The following is a 20,825-nucleotide window of genomic DNA, read 5'->3' as shown; positions in this document are numbered from 1 at the left end:
TTTATCCCTCGTATAATTCACCACGATGAGGTTTTAGTGCATCACGAACGGCAATCATGTGCTCATCGGTTACAACCATAAAGGCAATGGCTTGCATTTCGCCTTGTACCGAAAATCCGGTAATGGATAAGGGTAGCTTTTCGATTTGAATGTATTCTTTTAAATGGATTTCGTGGTGTTCAGCTGTTTTGGCTGCTGCCGGTCCACGGAAATCCCAAATTAATTTTATTTTTCTTGACATTTTGTATCGTTTTGGTGCTTGATTTTATTCGAGCGCCAAAGGTACAAAGACTATTTTAAAAAGGGAGTCATTCCCTATTTTCAAAAGCCTTTATTGGAGCACTACGAGATGTCGGTTCAAAATAGTACTTTTGCACACTAATTCCGTGTTGAAAAATACTATTTAGGAATTTAAAGAATCCAATACGTTAAAAAAATGCCGCAAGAACTCTTATTACAAGTCTCTCCCGAAACCGCAGCAAATGAGGCGCTGTTAAAAACTCATTTGTCAAAACAAATCAAAGTTGCAGTTCAAGATATTGATCAAGTTGTAGTTTTAAAAAGATCAATTGATGCGCGCCAAAAGGCCATCAAAATAAACCTTAAACTGTCTATTTTTTTAAAAGGTGAGCCGTTTCAAGAGCAAAAGGTGCAACTTCCAGACTATCCTAATGTCACTTCTGCTCAAGAGGTTATTGTGGTTGGTGCAGGTCCAGCAGGTCTTTTTGCAGCTTTGCAATTAATTGAATTGGGTTTAAAGCCAATTGTAATTGAAAGAGGTAAGGATGTTCGAGGACGACGTAGAGATTTAAAAGCTATAAATCGAGACCATATTGTTGATGAAGATTCTAATTATTGTTTTGGCGAAGGTGGGGCAGGAACGTATTCTGATGGTAAACTATACACTCGCTCTAAAAAACGAGGTGATGTAACTCGAGTTTTAGAATTGTTTGTTGCTTTTGGGGCGTCATCTGATATTTTGGTCGATGCGCATCCGCACATTGGTACTAATAAGTTGCCACAGATTATCCAAGACATGCGTGAAAAAATCATCGAATGTGGTGGTCAGGTTTTATTTGAAACGCGTGTGACGGATATTTTGGTGAAAAATAATGAGGTTGAAGGGATCGTAACCCAAAATGGCGATACCATTTTAGCTCAGAAAATTATTTTAGCAACCGGTCATTCTGCTCGAGATATTTTTGAATTATTAGATCGAAAAAAGATTTTTATAGAAGCTAAGCCTTTTGCATTAGGTGTACGTGCAGAGCATCCGCAAACTTTGATCGATAGCATTCAATACAGTTGTGATTATAGAGGAGAACATTTGCCACCAGCGCCTTACAGCATCGTAAAGCAAGTGGGAGGTAGAGGAATGTACTCTTTTTGTATGTGTCCAGGAGGTGTAATTGCTCCTTGTGCAACGAGTCCTGGTGAGGTGGTAACGAACGGTTGGTCGCCTTCAAAGAGAGATCAAGCTACCGCCAATTCTGGAATTGTAATTGAGTTGCAATTGGCAGACTTTAAGCCATTTGAAAAATATGGTGCGTTAGCTGGAATGGAATTTCAAAAAAGTATTGAGCAACGAGCTTGGCATTTAGCAGGGGAAACCCAAAAAGTTCCTGCACAACGCATGATTGATTTTACTCAGAATCGAGTTTCATCAGATATTCCTAAAACGTCCTATGTTCCTGGTACAACATCAGTAGAAATGGGGCAGGTGTTTCCTAGATTTTTAACGCAAATATTACGAGAAGGATTTACTGAATTTGGAAAATCGATGCGTGGTTATTTGACAAACGAAGCGATAATTCATGCACCAGAATCCAGAACGTCCTCGCCAGTAAGAATTCCTAGAGATTCTCTAACTTATGAGCACGTACAAATAAAAGGTTTGTATCCTTGCGGTGAAGGTGCAGGCTATGCCGGAGGAATTATTTCGGCTGCTATTGATGGTGAAAAATGCGCCCAAATGATTGCTCAGGTTTTAAAAATCTCAAATTGATTTTAACTTTGGTCGATTTTTGTAATAAAATAGTACAAGATTTTTTACTAGTAAATTTATTTTTTAGACTTCATTTCCATGTAATCTAAGGCAAGATTTGCCATAGAGGTCATCCCTAGCACAAAGCTTCCTTCGTCTATGTAAAAATCAGGTGTATGATGCGAAGGCATGTCACTTGGTTTTTTACCTTTAGGCATTCCTCCTATAAAGTAATACAAGCCTGGAATTTTTGCTTGGTAAAAAGAAAAATCTTCGGCTCCCGTTACTGCTTCGGTAAGTTGTACATTCTCTTTCCCTGCAGCAGCTTGTAGAGTAGGCAACATTTGCTCAGTTAGTGACGGCTCGTTATAGGTAATTAATGTTTTTTTGGTAATGGCTACTTCAGCTGTTGCACCAGCACTCGTTGCAATATTAGTCGCAATAGTTTTTATTTTGCCATGAATAAAATCTTGGGTTTCTGCGTCTAATGTTCTAATGGTACCACTCATAGTGAGTGATTCAGGGATGATATTGCTTCTCACTCCAGCATTAATTTGGCCTACACTTACCACTGCGGCATTTTGAGTGAGGTTTACATTTCTGCTGACAATAGTTTGTAATCCCATCACAATTTGCGATGCGGTAACAATAGGATCGATAGATTGCCACGGATAGGCTCCGTGAGATTGTTTGCCATTGATTTTTATTGTAAACCAGTCAGAGGAAGCCATAGTTCCTTTTGGGCGGTATTTAATTTGGCCTACTTCAGTCTGGGCGTTTATATGAAGTCCAAAAATGACATCTACTTTTGGATTATTCAATACACCTTCCTTGACCATCAACTCGGCTCCACCTTCTTCTCCTTCTGGTGGTCCTTCTTCTGCAGGTTGAAAAATAAATACCACAGTTCCTTTTATTTCGTTTTTTACCGAGGCTAAAACTTCTGCAGTACCCATCAATATCGCCACGTGAGTGTCATGTCCGCATGCATGCATTACGCCTACTGATGCGCCGTTATATTCTCCGGTAACTTTTGAGGCAAATGGTAAATTTGCACGTTCCATCACAGGCAAAGCATCCATGTCTGCTCTTAATGCTACAACAGGCCCTGGTTTTCCTCCTTTTAAAATACCTACAACTCCTGTTTTTGCAACTCCTGTTTTAACTTCAATGCCTAAACTTTGCAAATGGGTTGCTATTTTTTCGGCAGTTTTAAACTCCCTATTTCCTAATTCAGGATTTTGATGCAAATCACGTCTCCAGCTTACTACTTTAGACTCTAAAGAGGTAGCTTTTGTAGTGATTTTGTTTTTTAAGGCAGTGTTTTGAGCTTGTATCCCAATTGTAAATAACAGTAAAGCAGGTATTAAGTAATAGTTATTCATGGAGTGTAATGATTTAATGTAAACCGTTATGTGTAAATAATTTGGAACTTCAAAAATATAGTTCTTTTTCAAAAGTAAGGAATATTTTTGTTCTAGTTTGATTTACTTTAAGTTGTTTCCAATAAAAAAATCAGCCTGAATGGGTTTCAAACTAATTTTAGTTATTACAGAGGCTTTATAATTTTATTCTATTTTTATTTAGCGTCAGGTATAAAGTCAAGTGCTATAGAATTCATACAATATCTTTTTCCAGTTGGCTCTGGACCATCATCAAAAAGATGTCCTAAATGCCCGTCACATCTTCCACAAAGGGCTTCTATGCGTTCCATTCCTAATGAGTTGTCATTCTTATAAACCACACTGTTTTTATTGTCTTGTTCAAAAAAACTTGGCCAACCGCAATTGCTCGAAAATTTAGCGCCAGATCTAAATAATTTATTGCCACAAGCTGCGCAATAGTAGGTTCCTTTATCATCAGTGTTCCAATATTTACCTGTAAATGGCCTTTCGGTATCTGCATTACGAGTTACTTCGTAGACGTCTTCGGGTAAAACCTTTTTCCATTCGGCATCATTAACATTGAGTTTTTTTGTGTCAGTATTAGAATAATACGGATTTTCCTGTTTGTTGATTGAATTTTCCATTGCGATAGATTTTTTTGCACTGTCCTTTTTATTTGTCGTTTGTGCACAAGCAGTAAACATGAATAAGGGAAGTAAAAATAATAGACTCAAAAATGGTTTTGTTGTTCTCATAATTTTCTTTTTATACTACAAATGTAAAGCGCTTTTGATCCAAAAAATGTCGCTTACTTTGCAAATTAATAGTTATTTAAGTAAGTTTTAACTATCGTTATTTACGGGCAAAAAACAGTTTTGGATTTATAATTAACTAAATCTTAGCATTATTCAATCATTCGCATGTTTATAAGGTGTTTTTTGAAGCCTGCTTTCTCATACGCCTTAATAGCGGCAGTATTTTCGTTATATACATCCAGTCTAATTTCGACTATGTCTTGATGGTTACACCACTTTTTGAGCGCGTCAATAATTTTAGCATTTACTCCTTTTCCTCTGTGATTTTCCACGGTGTACATAAAACCTAAATAGGCGTAGTTCAAATGATTCAAATAAGGCTTTGCGGTCTCTATTCGCGCATATCCAGAGCCTATCAATTCTGAATCAATCACGGCAACCACCACCTCAATATGTGACGCTGAAATCATTTTTTCAATATCGTAATAATGTATTTTTTTTGCTTTTAAAGTAGGGTCAAAAGGACGTTCGGCAGCTATAATTCCTTGTTCAAATTCAAGTAGTTTTTCTAAATCGTTTGGATGTGCTTTCCGAATAGTTATTATTTCCATTTTGTTTTTTGTAATTTCTATTAAAAATACAAAAGAAACTTTGAATGTGAGGTGTAAATTTTATCTTAGACAATTTTAAAATAATTTAGCTTCAACAAAACGAAACAGAACGTTAAAGCCCCTGTCGCTAATAATCTTTTTTGTATTTTTGAACAGTAATAGATTTATATGTCAGAAGAAAACGTAATATTAGTTAACCAAAATGATGAGCAAATAGGATTGATGCCTAAGCTTGAAGCACATGAAAAAGCGGTTTTACATCGTGCTTTTTCAGTTTTTGTTTTAAATAGTAAAAATGAAATCATGTTGCAGCAACGTGCTCATCAAAAATATCACTCTCCTTTGCTTTGGACCAATACATGTTGCAGTCATCAGCGCGAGGGAGAAACAAATATTCAAGCAGGAAGCCGAAGATTATTTGAAGAAATGGGTTTTAGAACCGAACTCAAAGAACTTTTCCATTTTATATACAAAGCTCCTTTTGATAATGGCTTGACGGAACACGAGCTTGATCATGTCATGATTGGGTATTATGATGATGCTCCTGAGATAAATTTAGAAGAGGTAGAAAACTGGAAGTGGATGAAAATAGAGGCAGTTAAAGAAGACATGGAAGTGCATCCAGAATTGTATACTGTTTGGTTTAAGATTATCTTCGATGAATTTTATCATTTTCTAGAGGAACACAAAATATAGAATTGTAAAAAGCAGTTCAATTTAAATAAAATACTTTAGATTTCACAACTTTGAGGAATCTGATCCCGAAGCTTCGGGAATAAAATCTGAAATTATGAAAGTTACCATTTCACGAAAAGCCCATTTTAATGCGGCACATAGATTATACAGGAAAGATTGGACTTTTGAACAAAACGATGCTATTTTTGGGAAATGTAATAATCCAAATTTTCACGGACATAACTACGAACTTATAGTAAGTGTTACTGGCGAAATTGATCCGGAAACGGGTTATGTGATGGATGTGAAATTCTTGAGTGATATTATTAAGGAGGATGTTGAGAATCAATTTGATCACAAGAATTTAAATTTAGACGTACCAGAATTTCAGGATTTGAATCCAACAGCCGAAAATATTGTGGTGGTCATTTGGAATAAAATCAGAAAAAGAATTAAGTCAGAATTTGAATTAGAGGTAGTTCTTTATGAAACACCGCGAAATTTTGTAACCTACAGAGGAGAATGAAAGAACTAAAAGTTGGGGATGCCATTCCTCGTTTTACCGCAAAAGATACCGATGGAAATGATTTTGACAGTGTGAATATAGTTGGCCAAAAGCCACTTGTTATATATTTCTATCCTAAAGACAATACACCAGGTTGCACCGCTCAAGCCTGTAGTTTTAGAGATCAATATGAGGATTTCAAAGATTTGGGTGCTGAAGTAATTGGTATCAGCAGTGATAGCGTAGATTCTCATCAAAAATTCAGTAAGCGGTTTAAATTACCTTTTATACTTTTGTCTGATTCAGATAAAAAAATCAAAAATCTTTTTGGTGTCCCTGCAGGGATGTTTGGGTTATTGCCTGGACGAGTGACCTATGTAACTGACAAAAATGGAGTAATACAAATGATTTTTGATAGTGTGTTGGCAACAAAGCATATACCTAAAGCCCTTGAGTCCATTAAAAAAATTGTTTCATAATCGACAGATATGATCAATTATTGATTCCATTTCTCTAATTTATTTCATTTGTTAATTTATACTATGTTTGCTTTCCTTATTAAAGTAAATGTGTAAATTCTTATTGAAAAAAAATTGGTTTTGTATCTTTGACTTTCTAAAAAAACAACAACTGTATATGAAATTTTATCCTTTACAATTCGAACCCATTTTGAAAGAACGAATCTGGGGTGGTGAAAAACTAAAAACAGTACTGGATAAACCAATTACTTCACATATCACTGGTGAAAGCTGGGAGCTGTCTACGGTAGAAGGTGATGTGAGTATAGTTGCTAATGGGGAATGGAAAGGAAAGTTATTAACTGAAATTATCAATTCGTTTCCGGATGAAATTTTAGGAACGGCTGTTCATTTTCGTTTTGGCAAACAATTTCCGTTGCTTTTTAAGTATTTAGATGCTCGTGAAGACTTGTCTATACAGGTGCATCCTAATGATGAATTGGCTAAAAAACGTCATAATTCTTTTGGAAAAACTGAAATGTGGTACATCATGCAAGCGGATGATGACGCTAGAATTATAGTAGGTTTCAAAGAAAAGTCCAATGCGACTAACTATTTAGAAAATCTAAATAACAAAACATTACTTTCTATTTTGGATGATGTAAAAGTGAAATCAGGTGATGTTTTCTTTCTAGAAACAGGAACAGTTCACGCTATTGGTGCGGGATTAGTAGTTGCTGAGATTCAACAAACTTCGGATATTACCTATCGTCTCTATGATTTTGACAGGGTAGATGCTAGTGGTAATACAAGAGAATTACATGTTGATTTGGCTTTAGACGCCATCAATTACAATAAAGTAGAAACGAAGAAAGAGTACGCTAAGAACATAAATGTTTCAAACGAAATTGTTGACTGTCCTTATTTTACAACTAATTTTATTCCGTTAGACGGAAAAATTTCGGTTTCTAAATCTGAAAAAACCTTTACAGTTTATATGTGTACTGAAGGATCTTTTGAATTGGAATTTGATAATTCAAAATTGCAATATAAAAAAGGAGATACTGTTTTGATTCCTGCGGCAATGAATACATTCATTCTCATTGGAAAAGCTTCAATTTTAGAAATTTACATTTCATAGTCGGTAATAGAAAGATTATGTGTACTTTTGCAGACGCAAATTAAAATTCAAATATTAAAAAAATAAAAATGGCAAACGTTAAAAATTTAAAAAAAGACATCAACTACGTTTTAGGAGATATTATTGAAGCAGTTTACTTGTTCGAAATTTCTACAACAGGAAAACCAACAACTGAAACTAATGATTTAATTGATGAAGCTATCGCTGCTTTTGACGCTTTAATCACTAAAGTGAATGCAAAAAAGGTAGAAAATAAAAAAGCTCATTTCAAACAAATCAATGTTGAATTGGAACAAACTGCAAATCAATTGATTGCTAAAATCAACGAATTGTAGTCAAAAAAAAAGCGAAAAAAGTTTGAATTTGTTTTGGAAAATAGAAATTCAGACTTATATTTGCACCCGTAATGAGTCGCCAGCGTAGCTCAGTTGGCTAGAGCAGCTGATTTGTAATCAGCAGGTCGTGGGTTCGAGTCCCTCCGCCGGCTCTTTAATAAAACCACTTAACTTTTGTTAAGTGGTTTTTTGTTTTTGGTAAAATGAGAATTGATTCTGTTTTTATTGAATGTCGTAATTTTTTTGTTAATTTGGTATCTAACCTAAAAAAATAAATTATGGAAGAGCATTCAGTTATTGAGAATTTTGAAATGAAACTAAATGAGTCTGCAAAAGACTTTTTGAAAGAAACCGCAAAATGGGCATATTATTTATCAATTCTGGGTTATATAGGGATTGGTTTTATTGTTTTTGCTGCGTTATTTGCCGGGACGCTATTCTCTACTATGGGAAAAATGAATCCAGCAATGGGAATGATGGGGTCTTCTTTTGGAATGGTGATGGCAGTCGTGTATTTGCTTATTGCGGCACTTTATTTCTTTCCGGTATATTACTTGAACAAATTTGCTTCTAATGCCAAAGCAGCGTTTATTAACAACGATTCTGAAACTTTGAATACTTCTTTAAGATATTTAAAATCACACTACAAATTTATTGGGATTATGACTCTGGTAATTTTCTCTCTATACCTTTTAATGTTCGTAGGGATGATTATAGGCGGAATAGCTTTTAATAACGCTTAGCTTATTCATCAGGTAAAATACATTTTATTTGAATATTGAAAATCGATCTCTTATAAACCAAAAAACCATCTTGTTTGTCTCAAGATGGTTTTTGTTATTTTGTTATAAAAGGATTTGCCTATTTTTGATTTTTAACTTTAGTAATATATTCCGTAAGTTTTTTTCCGTACATTGATTTTGCTACTTTTGGCGACATTGATTTGTGAATTGTATCTAAGTATTTCACATTGATATCATAAATTTCGGATAAAGCAATATAAGGTGCTATTTCGAAGTCTCGATTGTTTAATGCGAAGTTAGTAGCAAACAAATATTTTCTTTTAATATTTGAATCCTGTTTTGCATTCAGGCTATCAACTGCCTTTGTGTTTTGATTTTTGATGGCAGTGAATTTTTTCTCAATCAACGAAAGATTCTCATCTGTGAAACGGGAATTGATTTTTTTATATTCTTCATATATTTCGTGATTTTTTGATCCTGTAATTTTAGCATCCATCAAATAACGATCTAAACTGGTTTCAATAGTTATATTTCCGGGTTCAGCGAAGAAAGGTATGTTATTGTCTAATGAATTACTTACGCCTCGGTCTAAGAATAAATACAGCATTTCAGGAGATTTTAGTTCCAGATTGCTTTCAAAAGAGGAACTACCATCTATGTTGACAGTGTCAATAGCTACTAGAGTAGTGTCAACAACTCTTTGAATATATAAAGTTCCTTTTTTTAATCCTTTGATGTTTCCTGCAATATGTAAATTAGTTTTAGATTCATTCTTGTTACAAGATGCTAATAGAATAAGAGTAACGAAGGCAATAATTGATTTTTTCATGTGAAGTTTAAAGTTTTTTTGAAACATGACCGCCTTGCATTAGTGATTTCTCCTATCCCGAAACTTCGGAATCAGAATTAAATCGTGACGATTTTTTAGTATTTATAATTTGGCGCAAAATAAAGAAAATTGTTGGAATGATTTTGCTAACGCATTCAAATTTTACAAAAAAAATCCCAATCTATTTCTAAATTGGGATTTCTTAAAATTATTTTTGAAGTTAGGCTTTAAACCAAGCTTCTTTCAACGCTTTTTTTGTTGCATCTGTTGCTCTTAGGCCTTCTTTTTCTTCGTAAGGGAATTTTACTATACCTTTTATTATTTGTTCTTTGCCATCACGTTTTATATTGATTGAGATAGCATCGTTTTCTTTCCAGTTTTGACTTTCAGCAATCATTTCATAAATATTATCTAATGAATACGGCTTGTTATTAATGGATACTATGATATCACCACCTTTTAAACCAAGAGTACTATAAAATACATTTAGTTCCATATTTGGTAACACTATGATTTCTTTTGTTTGTTGGTTTACGGTAATGTATGGCATTTGTCCTTTCAAGAATACATTTCCAGGAACTTTTTCAATTGATTTTGTAACACCAACTTTAGCTAGAAATACATCATAAGGAATTGGAGTTGCGCCAGAAACATAAGTCGTCAAAAAAGTACCCACTTCTGGATAGGTGAATGAGGTTATTTTTGCAAAAAGCTCATTATCATTAAATGGTTTTGATGCGCCATACTCATTAGATAATTTTTGCATCAAATCAAGAATTCCTCTTTCGCCATTACTTTTTTCTCTGATGATGATGTCTAAACACATTCCTATCAATGCTCCTTTTTCATATACGTTCAAGTATTGTGCTTTGTAAGGTTCAGTCAACACATTTGCACTCATGGTTGTAAAAGGCATTGTGTCATCCATTGCATTGGCATGTTCAATTTTTTCAGACATACGAGTATAAAATTCCTCTTCTGTAATTAATCCTTGATTAATCTGAAAAAGATTGGCAAAATATTCTGTCACCCCTTCGTACATCCATAAATGTTCTGACATTTTAGGTGTGTTGTAATCAAAAAAATGAATCTCTTTAGAATGGATTGTTAGAGGAGTTACGATGTGAAAAAATTCGTGTGAAACCACATCTTTCATTGATTTAACTAGCTCTGATTTAGGCATCATTTCCGGTAAAACCACTGTCGTTGCAGTAGGATGTTCTAATGCTCCAAAACCTTTTGCATCAGTAGGTGTCATGCTTGATAAATACAATAATACAGTGTATTTTTTTGTAGCATTTATTTTTCCTAAAAATGTTTTCTGAGCAATCATCATTGTTTTCATCTCAGGAGTAATGCTTTCGGCAGTTACTTTTCCGGTTGGAGAATACACGCCTATCAGGATTTCCATTCCATCTACTGTAAAAGTAGAGTAGTCTGGTTTAGCATACATAATAGGGTTTTCAACTAGTTCAGCGTATCTAGGAGTAGTAAATACGTCATTTGTAGCGCTTGCGTCTAGGTCTGTCATTGAGGTTGCGCCCCAAAGCGTTTCAGGATGTGAGATGCTTACGGTGTAGGCTAAATCTTTTTTGTCTTGAAAATAACCAACAAAACCATGCATGTTTAACATAAAATTTTTACCAGCATCTATGTTTGTTCCAGCAGGAGAAAAAATATCATTTTGACCAAAACCGCCACCTTTTTCAGTATCAAAAGTATCGTTTACCCAATATGTGATTTTTACCAATGATTTCGCGTTCTTAATATTCCAAGTGTTGTCATCAGATTTTGTAGTTGCAAGCAGGTTTCCTTTGCTATCAAAAGCTTTGAAATCTTCGATGTATTTTCCGTAATCATCAATGGAATAGGTTCCCGGAACAATTTTAGGAACGCTGTACGTTACTTCTTCAGTATTGATTTTTGGCGAGGTTATAGTTACCATTACCTTATCATCTTTTACATCGTTCAAATTGATGGCAACTTCTACTTGTTCTTTTGCAACAGCAGACACAGTTGGGCTTGCAGTTTTGCAGCTCCAAAGTATCGAAGCAAATGCCAGTGAATAAAGTATTCTTTTCATTATTGTTTGTTTTGTTTTTTTGTAATTAGTCTTCTCAGTTGTACAATTGTTACAGCTTAAAGTGATTTAATAAACGTTGTTATAGTGCTTGTTAATTTTGCAACTATTGGTAAATCGGGATTGGTATAGGATTTCATGTTTTCAGCGTCATCGCTTTTGATTTCTTTAAAAATATGATTCATATTTTCAATCAAAACTAGTTCAGCCTCTGGCTTAGCTTTTTTTAATAGTTCCGCTTCTTGAACTGAAACTTGTATGTCCTTTGTTCCGTTTACGATTAAAACCGGTATTTGCAATTTTGCAATTTCAATTTGAGGGTTGTATTTAATCCATGAAATCATGTAAGGCTGAATGCTTTCTCTAAAAAGGGAAGCTAACATCGGATTTTTTAATTCGAAAGTTTTTCCGCTTTTAAGGATATCGAGATTCTTTTGTGTTTCTTCTTTTAAAAACGGCGCTTGTTTGGTGATTTGTTCGACTAAAACGGCATCGATAGTTCTTCCGGCTCCTGCCAATGAAATGAAAGCATCTGCATTGCCATTTGCGGCTATCATTCCTATTAATGAACCTTCGCTGTGTCCGGTAATTATAATTTTGTTATACTTTTTTTGATTTTTAAAAAATAACAAAACAGATGTCGCATCAGTAATGAAATCATCAAAAGTTAGCGTTGCCTCATTCACCGTTCCGCTTTTCATTTGTGTAAAGATTCTTTTGTCATAGCTAAAAACGGCAATATCATTTTTTGTTAATTCTTCGGATAGGTATTTTAAAGAATTATTGGTTAACCCTTTTTGATTGCCATCTCTATCTGTGGGGCCTGAACCAGCAATAAGGATAACCAAATTAGTTTTTTTATTTTGTTTTAAAGGCGAATATAACGAGCCATTTAGCAAAGGATTTATGGCGATTTCTTCTTTATTAAAAGATTTAGTTGCTGTTTCTGTTTGAGTATGACCGAGTGTAGTAAACAAGATTAGGAATACTAATAGATATTTTTTCATTTTATTTTTCGTTTAATAAGTTCATTATCATCACAGGATTTTCAACTTCAATGATTAGTTTATGATAGTAGGAATCTTTGAGTTCGACAATAATTGCATTTTTTTTATTGCAAACATCCCAAAAATTGCGTTTTCCTTTTTTTATATACGTTCCAGCAGTGATAACCCAAGGTAATTGTGTGCCAGGCATTTTCCAACCAATCCAAAATGTAAATTCATCGTTGCTTTGATACGCTCTGATTATTTTATTTCTGGGTACTCTAATCTTATTTTCGAAAGCCCAAAATTTGTGACTGCCTAGAATATCAAAAATAAATTCGTCATCTTTTAATGTAACTGAAACCATAATCTAAGAAATATAGGGACTGTTTGAAAAAACAAAAACTCCCGAATTTCAGGAGTTTCATAGTTTAATCTAATTTGTTTTTTATATAATATTTGCCATCCAAGTCTTCATCAAAATCATCAATTTTAACGGGTTTTGGTTTTGGTTTATTTGCAGTTGCTTTCTTTTTCCACATTTCAAATTTTTCTGCAGGCATTTTCTTCTTCATGATTTCAAGAATCTCTTTTTCTGCCAGACCAAATTCTTTTTTTATGATTTCAAAAGGATTTTTTTCTTCTAAAGCCATTGTAACAAGTTTTTCTGTTTGCTCCCAGTTCAATTCTTTTCGGTTACTCTTTTTCATCACGTGAAAATTAATTCAAATAAGTTGTTAATGATTAATAAATTACATTTATAATTTGATATCAATATTAAGAAAAAAAATAATTAGATTTTCTCAAATGGACATTTTTTTTATTCTTTTTACTTGTTTTCTTTCAAAGGGGCTTTTTGAAAGGGTATTTTTAATAAATTTTTCAATTCATTGTGTTCTTCTGGATTTGGATGCGTGTCGATTCCGTAAATGATTTCTTCTTTTGGCAATGTCCTAAAAGTCCCAAAAAGGCGATCCCAAATTGAAAATATATTTCCGTAATTACTATCTGTATAAGGCAAAACATAATGATGGTGCACTTTATGCATGTCCGGAGAAACAATGAAATAACTAAGAAAAGTATCCACTTTTTTAGGAAGTGAAATGTTCGCATGATTGAATTGTGTGGCAACAACAGATAAGGTTTGATATAGAAAAACCAGCCACATGGGACTTCCTATGATTAAAACGCCCATTGCAGTAAATGTAAACCGAATCACACTTTCTCCCGGATGATGCCTATTTGCAGTTGTGGTGTCAATCCAAGTATCGGTGTGATGTATCAAGTGGAAACGCCATAAGAATTTAGTTTTATGTTCTACTAAATGTACTAAATATGCGCCAATCAAATCCAATAGAAGTAATCCGACTAAAGCGTAAAGCCACAGAGACATTTCTGGCAACCATTGCAGTATTCCAAAATTATTGGTAATTGTCCAATCAGCTGTTTTTAATAAAATAAAAGCCAAGCAAAAGTTGACAACAATTGTGGTAAACGTCATGAAAATATTGATGCCTGCATGATGCCATTTTTTATAAGTAAAGTTAAAGAGTGGAAAAGCATTTTCTAATAACCAAAAAAAAGTGATTCCACCCACCAGAATTAAGCTTCGGTGTGAAGATGGAATTGTAGAAAAATAAGCAATAATAGCATCCATGATTTGAGTATTTATTCCAAATCTAATAAATTTTTTAGAAAATATCTATTTGATTACCCGAAAAGTAAGATTTACTCTTGGGTCAATGGGTTTTGCAGTTTTTGGAATTTGATGTTTCCAGAAATGTTGCGTGCTTCCTTTCATTAGCAGTAAACTTCCGTGTTCTAGAACGATGCTTTTTTTCAGGTCTTTGTTCAAATTATGTTTCAATTGAAAAGTGCGCTCGGCGCCAAAACTCAACGAGGCAATCACAGGATTTGTTCCTAATTCTTTTTCGTTATCGGCGTGCCAGCCGTTGCTGTCTTTTCCATCGCGATACTGATTCAGTAATACGGTTGTAAAAATGGTATCCGAAACCTTTTCGATTTTCGTTTTTAGCTTTTGCAAAAGCAAATTCCAAGGATGAGGTTGCATGGTTATATTCGAGTACGAATAGGGTTTTCCTTCGTTTCCAAACAAAGCCGTTAAGCGAGGTTGTGGATGAATTTTTCCGTACACCCGAATTTCATCGTGTTGCCAAGGGATTTTTTTTATCAATTCAGTAAATATAATATCGGCCTGCTCTTTGTCAAAAAACTGAGGATAATAGATGATTTCAGCGTCTGGCAAATCAAGAAATAAGGGTTCTGATGTGGATTCGAAAAGTGATTTCACTGGATTATGTGTATTGGTACGCCCAGAAAATGAGAACTAATTGTAAAGGCATTCGCAAAAGTAAAACCCATTTTGGCAAACCCATTCTCGCTTTTTCATCGAAATACATATACAAATGTGTTGGGAAAATAGCAATCAGTAAAGCGATTACTCCCCATGCAGCATAGCTTGAAAGGACTGGAATACACAATCCGATTCCCAAAATTATTTCTGCTAAACCACTAATCTGGTTTAGTAATTTGGGATTCGGGAAATAAGGAGGAATGATTTTCAGGTACAATCTCGGGTTTCTGAAATGGTTTAATCCAGCAATAAAGTACACAAAAGCCATCAGATATAAATGCCAAGGTAAATTCATAATAAAGTTATTTATCACGAATTTATAAAAATTTAAATGAAATTAGCACAAATGTTTTAAATAGAAATTAAGCTTTTTTCTTAAAATTCACATTCATAATCACAATAGCCAAGATGATTAAAACAATTCCAACCCATTGAAGCAGAATTACTTTTTCGTTCAAAAGAAAATACGCCATTAGTACTGATACGGGAAGTTCCAGTGCCGAAACAATACTTCCCAGACCAATTCCTGTTAAAGGAAAACCTGCGTTTAAAAGCATTGGCGGAATAATAGTTCCAAATAGAGAAAGTATAATTCCCCATTTGAGGAAAATACTAAAATTAAAATCTTTTGCCGTAGAAAAAACTCCTAATGCATCAGCTATTGCTGGAAATTGATTTGGAATTATTTGTGTAATTAGTGCGAAAATTAAAACCATTATTCCGCCACCAAAAAGCATGTAAAGACTTCTTTGCGCCGATGAAATTTCGGTTGCAATTCTATTTGCAGTAAACATGGTTGTGGTAAATGAAGTTGCTGCTAATAATCCAAAAAAGATTCCTAATGGATTTAATTTCACATCAGAATTTAGTAAGTTAGTTGCTAAAACAGTACCAAATAAAACAATAATTACAGATATTGTTTTAACTTTAGAAGGTGCTTTTTTCTCTAAAAACCATTCTAATAGAACGCCAATCCAAACTGTTTGCATTAAAAGAACAATAGCAATTGAAACAGGAATGTCGAATTTTACCGCTAAATAATAAAAAACGCTCGTTAGTCCAGTGGAAGTTCCAGCAAGCATTAATTGTGATTTGTTTTTTTTAGATGCTTTAACCGCTGTATTGTTGTTGCGGTTTCTTTGAAATGCATTTATTAATAAAATTCCAATAATTCCAAAAACAAATTGTGAAACAGTTACTTCTGCAGTTGTATAATTTTCATCATAAGCCATTCTTACAAAAGTAGCCAGCATCCCATAACTTGTTGCGCCAAGACCTACAAGAAAAACTCCTTTTAATACACTATTCTTTATCATTTTTTCAATTTTAAAAAGCGGGCAAAGATAGGGTTTAGTTATTAGTTATGTATTATAAATTGTAAGTTAAGATTTGAGTTCCAAAAATGAAGAAGCCAAGTTATAAATTGGCGATTTTTATTTCATTTCTTTTTCGATTAAATCGCTCAAATGCAGTCGCAAGGCATTTACGGAAATACTAATTTCCCAAAACGATAAGCCTAACGAAATTAATAACCCCAATAAACTCATTCCAAAAAGATAAATTCCAGCTGTGTGTTGTTCTAAGAATAATAACAACATCGAGAAAACGGATAAAAACAAACTTAAAACGCCAGCCATTTGCATGTTGCGGATTAGCGTTAGGCGTAAGTTCAGATTTTTGATTTCCAATAAAATTGTGTCGTTTTGTTTTTCTTTATACGTTTTTTTTAATCCTCTTACGATTGTAGCGATAGTCAAAAAGCGATTGGTATACGCCAATAAAATCAGAGAGGTTGCACCAAAAAGTAATGCGGGAGTTTCTATTTGTAAAATCATTTTTGATTTAGTTTAGGAATTGCAGTTGAAAATTAGCTGCAAAGTTCGTTATTCTGTATTGAAATCAGTCTGAAAGTCTTGTGAAATATGACAATTTTCCAAAATCAGTTCATTTTTTAGTAACGTTTCGAATTATAGTGCTACTAAAGGAGTAACACAAATAGAAATGATGAAAAAGAATTATTTATTGAGTATGTTTTTTTTAGGAGCAGTATTTACTCTTTCGGCACAGGAAGAGCCAAAAAAGGCTGTAGAATTGAATGAAGTTGCCATTGTAAAAACAAAAAAAGCAATCGAACAAAAAGCGGATAGAACCATATTTGATTTTTCCAATCAGCCCAGTTTGAATTCAGGCTCCGTATTAGAAGGGATAAAAAAACTGCCAGGACTTATAGCTTCTGATGTTGCTGGGATGATGTATCAGGGTAAACAGTTGGATGTTTTTATGGACGGAAGACCGCTTAATATTACTTCAAATGAATTGAATTCTTTTTTGGAAGGAATGCCTGCGAATGCCATTGAAAAAATTGAAATCATCACGCAACCAGGAGCAGAGTTTCCAGCTACTTCCGGTGGTGCCATTATGAATATCATTACGAACAAAAATGCTAAAAATTATTTAAGCGCTACGTATACCAATAGCACTAATATTACGAGTTACGATCATTTGCGATGGAGAATCAATAATAGTCTGTTGTTGAGCGCTAAGAATAAATATTTTGGATGGCAATTGAATGTTGGGCAAAATTACAGAGAATCTGCAGTGTGGACTTCGCTGACTAAAAACGAAAATAATACGACTTCGTTACTTTCTACTACTGAGGCGGATCGTTTCGGACGTACTAATTTTGCTAAATCCGCACTAACGTTTGATATTGGCAACGACCGATTGTTATTTAACTACGATGTGAATTATAGCAACAATAATAGCAATACATTAGGAAATGGTCCTAGTTTTAGTACCAATGACGATTCCTATACGGATGCTTTACGTCAGGATTTTGTAGTTACTTTTCAAAAGAAGTTTGAGGATAAATCTAAAAAATTAGATTTCAAATTCAATTACAACAGCAACCAAAATGATTTTATACTGAATTCCAGAAATAATAATGCTACAATTTTAGATAATGCTTCGACGCAGCGGTTGTACAATGCTAAAGTTGATTACTCACAGCCCATTGCATTTTCTGATGAAGGGAAAATAAGCTTTGGTGGTTTGTATGAAGCGCTTCTTTTTGAAACCCAAAACATGGAAATTGTGAACTTGGATTATCAACGAAAAACGGCAGCAGCTTATGGAGAGTTACAAACAAAATTTGATAAGTTTAATTTTATTGTGGGCGGTAGAGCCGAGGATTACAACATTACCGGAAAAACTAATACTGCTGATTTAATTCCGTTTAAACAATTCCGTTTTTTTCCGAATGCCAGTGCTCAATATAATTTTAGTAATTCGGTTTATTTTAATGTGAATTACAACAAGAAAATAAGTTTACCTAGTACTACTGCTTTAAATCCAAACAATACCAATTATCAGAATCCAAATATAGATTATTCGGGAAACCCAAATTTGCAGCCTACTATTTTTGATAATTATGAAGCTAAACTGAGTGCTTTCGACTATGCTTTTATTGGATACAATGTAAGTTCTGCACAAAATCAGGTAATCAATAGAGTGTTGCTAACAAATGATGTAGTTGTAAATACTAATATAAACGTACCGCAAATCAAAATTCATAACTTTAATGTGGGAATGCCAATTCCGTATATGTTGTTTACAGAAGGACTTAAGGAAACCTTAAAAATGAATATTAATCCGGACAAAATGAACTTTTTATATGTGTACACAGCATATCAGTTCCATCAAATTCCTGAAATTACGACTAATGGTTTCTGGATGTTTAATTTGATGTCTCAAATTGTGTTGCCTAAGGATATCAAATTTGTAGCTAACTTTAATTACATTATGTCTAAGGGGAATTATTTTTATTTCATCGCTGAAAAGCCTTTCAACAATACGCTTGATTTAACATTTTCTAAAAAATTTTTCAAAGATCAATTGTCCGTTTCCATAAGTGCAGACGATATTCTTAATTCGAACCGATTTGTGTTCAGCTCCGTTGGTACACCTTTGTTATTAGCAAATAAAAACGATACGCGTCGTTTTGGGTTTAGTATAAATTACAAAATTCCAACCAAAAACAAACTAGCAAAAGAAGATCCTAATTTATTAAACAAAGAGAAAAAAGAAGAAGGAAATATCTTGAATCAATAACGAAATTTATTAGTTTTTGTACAATTTTAATACATAAAAAACCTGCAAGTTTATACTTGCAGGTTTAATTTATAGTTATTTATTCTTGAAAAAGTTCACGAGCGGGACGCCCCCGTTAGATGAGCGTGCATAGCCACTAATTCAAGATTTTTAAAAATATTCAACAATAAAAAAATAAAATAATGATCATGTTATTATAAAAAATAGTCCAAGGTATACGTTATTTAAATTTTTAGACAAGTCTTTTTTAATTATTAGTCGGTACAAAATCCAACCTATAAAAGCGATTACTTAACCTATTGCCATTACAATTCTTGACATAATTTATTTGTTTTAGAATGATGTGATTAATTCCTGCGTATCCGTATTAGAATTCTTGAGAATGTTCACGAGCGGGACGTTTGCGCTAGCTGGGTATTTACTTTTGCAGTACAATTTGCAAGCTATTTTCCATCAACCCATTTTAAAGGTTAAGGGAAATATTCCTATGCTTCTTTCTTAAATTTTTCGAATAATTTTCTGCAAAGAAATATTGTTTTGAACACTTTCTTCAAAGTTTGAAATTGTAAAAATTAAATTGTAAAAATCTCGATATGGTGTAACTTGTTTAATTTGCAGATTGCCCCAATTGAACATTGTTGGCTTTTCAAGCCCAACAATCCCTTATCTGTTGCCAGGAGTTTTTTAATTTTCTTCTTTTGGTTTGTACAGGATAATTATTTGAAGTAGTATCGCCATTATAACCAAGAAGATAATTTCTACTTGTGTAAAAAAGTTGATGGTGTCTTTGGCTTTGTTGCTTATAAAAACTTGTCTCCTACCTTCATCTAATTGAATTTTGGATAGTTCATGTAAATTTTTGTTTATCTTTTCAAAGCTATTAATAACTGCTGCGTCTGTTATATCAGTATTCGGCCTTTCTTTTTGTTTGAGAGAATTAAGTTCTTCTTGAAGCTGGTTGAATACAAATTTCTCTTTTTCAGTAAATTTAGTAAGGCTGTACTTTTCTATTAGTTGGTTTAGTACCTGATTGTGTTTGTTATTTTTGTTTTCAAGAAATAGAGTGTCTAAAGTCAGAACAGCAATTTGCTTTTCCTGAATTATCCTTGATATTTCAAACAAAAGATCGCTTGCAACGATCCTGTCCTCATACATAGTCGTCACAGAGTAACTCAGTCGGTTGAAGTTTTCTCTGTCAATCAAGTTAGTTATGAGTACAATAAAGAAGACCAAAAGAATGCTTGCAACCCAACGAATTTTAGCAAAAATTTTCATATTATTTATTTTAATGGTAAAGAGACCATTGAGTGCGTTTCAATGAAATAATACCTTTTGATTTAACGGTCCTAATTATTCACAACGTCAGTTTGTCTCAAAACCGCCTTTTTTTATTTCAGCATAAATATAGTCGATTTAAACTACAAAAAAACAAATTACTCTAAAGATTAGTTTACTGTGATGACCAAAAAAACATTACTTTAAATCGCCTTAAACCTAGTTGACATTAATCCAAAAAAAAGGTTCAGTTGCCTCTTAAAATTCATTACAAAATTTTTTGTAACCAGATTTTATTATTACAACAAATATATCACGCAATCGAGCTTCTGAGGAAGCACAGTCATTATTTCATGATGATTAAAAAGATTCAACAATAAAAAAATAAAATAATGCCCATGTTATTATAAAAAATAGTCCAAGGTATACGTTATTTAAATTTTTATGCAAGTCTTTTTTAATTATTAGTCGGTACAAAATCCAACCTATAAAAGCGATTACTTAACCTATTGCCATTACAATTCTTGACATAATTTATTTGTTTTAGAATGATGTGATTAATTCCTGCGTATCTTGTAT

23 protein-coding genes and 1 tRNA gene are annotated in these 20,825 nt (G+C 33.4%); 9 read left to right on the top strand and 15 right to left on the bottom strand.

Annotated elements, in window-relative coordinates:
- Position 1: 1 nt before the first annotated feature.
- Positions 2-241, bottom strand: coding sequence for a hypothetical protein (locus DFR66_RS01045; protein WP_114753007.1), 240 nt, complete (start codon positions 239-241; stop codon positions 2-4).
- 195 nt (positions 242-436) lie between these two features.
- Here DFR66_RS01045 and DFR66_RS01040 point away from each other — a divergent pair, with 195 nt between their 5' ends.
- Entirely contained in the window at positions 437-2,005 is a 1,569-nt protein-coding gene (locus tag DFR66_RS01040) for an NAD(P)/FAD-dependent oxidoreductase (protein ID WP_114753006.1), read from the top strand.
- Between the two features lie 56 nt (positions 2,006-2,061).
- Here the strand turns inward: DFR66_RS01040 and DFR66_RS01035 are convergent, their stop codons facing one another.
- The 3 genes from DFR66_RS01035 to DFR66_RS01025 all read right to left on the bottom strand — a co-directional run bounded on the left by DFR66_RS01035 (position 2,062) and on the right by DFR66_RS01025 (position 4,735).
- A complete protein-coding gene (locus DFR66_RS01035; RefSeq protein WP_114753005.1) occupies positions 2,062-3,369 on the bottom strand; it encodes an amidohydrolase in 1,308 nt (435 codons plus the stop codon).
- Positions 3,370-3,563: 194 nt separating this feature from the next.
- Entirely contained in the window at positions 3,564-4,124 is a 561-nt protein-coding gene (gene msrB / locus DFR66_RS01030) for a peptide-methionine (R)-S-oxide reductase MsrB (protein ID WP_114753004.1), read from the bottom strand.
- 149 nt (positions 4,125-4,273) lie between these two features.
- Positions 4,274-4,735, bottom strand: a complete 462-nt coding sequence (locus tag DFR66_RS01025) for a GNAT family N-acetyltransferase (protein WP_114753003.1) — start codon at positions 4,733-4,735, stop codon at positions 4,274-4,276.
- A gap of 168 nt (positions 4,736-4,903) precedes the next feature.
- Here DFR66_RS01025 and idi point away from each other — a divergent pair, with 168 nt between their 5' ends.
- From idi to DFR66_RS00990, 7 genes are all read left to right on the top strand, one after another.
- The gene (gene idi, locus DFR66_RS01020; protein WP_114753002.1) at positions 4,904-5,431 is read left to right on the top strand and encodes an isopentenyl-diphosphate Delta-isomerase; all 528 of its coding nucleotides are present in this window, start codon (positions 4,904-4,906) and stop codon (positions 5,429-5,431) included.
- 94 nt (positions 5,432-5,525) lie between these two features.
- On the top strand, positions 5,526-5,936 hold the full coding sequence (locus DFR66_RS01015; protein ID WP_114753001.1) for a 6-pyruvoyl trahydropterin synthase family protein: 411 nt from the start codon (positions 5,526-5,528) through the stop codon (positions 5,934-5,936).
- Positions 5,933-6,394: a peroxiredoxin gene (locus DFR66_RS01010; RefSeq protein WP_114753000.1), complete on the top strand. Its 462-nt coding sequence runs from the start codon at positions 5,933-5,935 to the stop codon at positions 6,392-6,394. Before DFR66_RS01015 ends, DFR66_RS01010 begins: the two co-directional genes overlap by 4 nt.
- A 151-nt stretch (positions 6,395-6,545) precedes the next feature.
- Positions 6,546-7,514 carry a type I phosphomannose isomerase catalytic subunit gene (locus tag DFR66_RS01005; protein WP_167400479.1) on the top strand — a complete coding sequence of 323 codons (969 nt, stop codon included), beginning with the start codon at positions 6,546-6,548 and terminating at the stop codon, positions 7,512-7,514.
- Between the two features lie 68 nt (positions 7,515-7,582).
- Positions 7,583-7,849, top strand: a complete 267-nt coding sequence (locus tag DFR66_RS01000) for a hypothetical protein (protein ID WP_099713324.1) — start codon at positions 7,583-7,585, stop codon at positions 7,847-7,849.
- Between the two features lie 78 nt (positions 7,850-7,927).
- Positions 7,928-8,001 (top strand) — tRNA-Thr (locus DFR66_RS00995).
- Between the two features lie 126 nt (positions 8,002-8,127).
- Positions 8,128-8,592, top strand: a complete 465-nt coding sequence (locus DFR66_RS00990) for a hypothetical protein (RefSeq protein WP_114752998.1) — start codon at positions 8,128-8,130, stop codon at positions 8,590-8,592.
- 118 nt (positions 8,593-8,710) lie between these two features.
- Here DFR66_RS00990 and DFR66_RS00985 read toward each other — a convergent pair whose 3' ends face one another.
- The 10 genes from DFR66_RS00985 to DFR66_RS00940 form a co-directional block, all read right to left on the bottom strand.
- Positions 8,711-9,421 carry a DUF4369 domain-containing protein gene (locus tag DFR66_RS00985; protein ID WP_114753175.1) on the bottom strand — a complete coding sequence of 237 codons (711 nt, stop codon included), beginning with the start codon at positions 9,419-9,421 and terminating at the stop codon, positions 8,711-8,713.
- A 220-nt stretch (positions 9,422-9,641) separates the two neighbouring features.
- A complete protein-coding gene (locus DFR66_RS00980; protein WP_114752997.1) occupies positions 9,642-11,504 on the bottom strand; it encodes a M61 family metallopeptidase in 1,863 nt (620 codons plus the stop codon).
- Between the two features lie 56 nt (positions 11,505-11,560).
- The gene (locus DFR66_RS00975) at positions 11,561-12,508 is read right to left on the bottom strand and encodes an alpha/beta hydrolase (RefSeq protein WP_114752996.1); all 948 of its coding nucleotides are present in this window, start codon (positions 12,506-12,508) and stop codon (positions 11,561-11,563) included.
- A 1-nt stretch (position 12,509) separates the two neighbouring features.
- On the bottom strand, positions 12,510-12,854 hold the full coding sequence (locus DFR66_RS00970) for a hypothetical protein (RefSeq protein ID WP_114752995.1): 345 nt from the start codon (positions 12,852-12,854) through the stop codon (positions 12,510-12,512).
- Between the two features lie 64 nt (positions 12,855-12,918).
- Positions 12,919-13,197, bottom strand: coding sequence for a DUF2805 domain-containing protein (locus DFR66_RS00965; RefSeq protein WP_066081282.1), 279 nt, complete (start codon positions 13,195-13,197; stop codon positions 12,919-12,921).
- 119 nt (positions 13,198-13,316) lie between these two features.
- Entirely contained in the window at positions 13,317-14,144 is an 828-nt protein-coding gene (locus DFR66_RS00960) for a sterol desaturase family protein (RefSeq protein ID WP_114752994.1), read from the bottom strand.
- Positions 14,145-14,189: 45 nt separating this feature from the next.
- Positions 14,190-14,798 carry an alpha-ketoglutarate-dependent dioxygenase AlkB family protein gene (locus DFR66_RS00955; RefSeq protein ID WP_114752993.1) on the bottom strand — a complete coding sequence of 203 codons (609 nt, stop codon included), beginning with the start codon at positions 14,796-14,798 and terminating at the stop codon, positions 14,190-14,192.
- A gap of 4 nt (positions 14,799-14,802) precedes the next feature.
- Positions 14,803-15,156 (bottom strand): DoxX family protein, encoded by a 354-nt coding sequence (locus tag DFR66_RS00950; protein ID WP_114752992.1) that lies wholly within the window; start codon positions 15,154-15,156, stop codon positions 14,803-14,805.
- A 67-nt stretch (positions 15,157-15,223) separates the two neighbouring features.
- Positions 15,224-16,177 (bottom strand): DMT family transporter, encoded by a 954-nt coding sequence (locus tag DFR66_RS00945; RefSeq protein ID WP_114752991.1) that lies wholly within the window; start codon positions 16,175-16,177, stop codon positions 15,224-15,226.
- Positions 16,178-16,294: 117 nt separating this feature from the next.
- Positions 16,295-16,696: a DUF2721 domain-containing protein gene (locus DFR66_RS00940; protein WP_114752990.1), complete on the bottom strand. Its 402-nt coding sequence runs from the start codon at positions 16,694-16,696 to the stop codon at positions 16,295-16,297.
- Between the two features lie 169 nt (positions 16,697-16,865).
- On the opposite strand from DFR66_RS00940, the gene DFR66_RS00935 reads away from it, so the two are divergent.
- Positions 16,866-18,971 (top strand): TonB-dependent receptor domain-containing protein, encoded by a 2,106-nt coding sequence (locus DFR66_RS00935; RefSeq protein WP_114753174.1) that lies wholly within the window; start codon positions 16,866-16,868, stop codon positions 18,969-18,971.
- Positions 18,972-19,655: 684 nt separating this feature from the next.
- Here the strand turns inward: DFR66_RS00935 and DFR66_RS00930 are convergent.
- Positions 19,656-20,246, bottom strand: a complete 591-nt coding sequence (locus DFR66_RS00930; RefSeq protein WP_114752989.1) for an MCP four helix bundle domain-containing protein — start codon at positions 20,244-20,246, stop codon at positions 19,656-19,658.
- Between the last annotated feature and the right edge of the window lie 579 nt (positions 20,247-20,825).

Origin of the sequence: Flavobacterium glaciei, from assembly GCF_003350545.1 — a bacterium.
Classification (GTDB): domain Bacteria; phylum Bacteroidota; class Bacteroidia; order Flavobacteriales; family Flavobacteriaceae; genus Flavobacterium; species Flavobacterium glaciei.
Note: the sequence above shows the minus strand (reverse complement) of the source record. Positions and strands in the feature narration are given on the sequence as shown.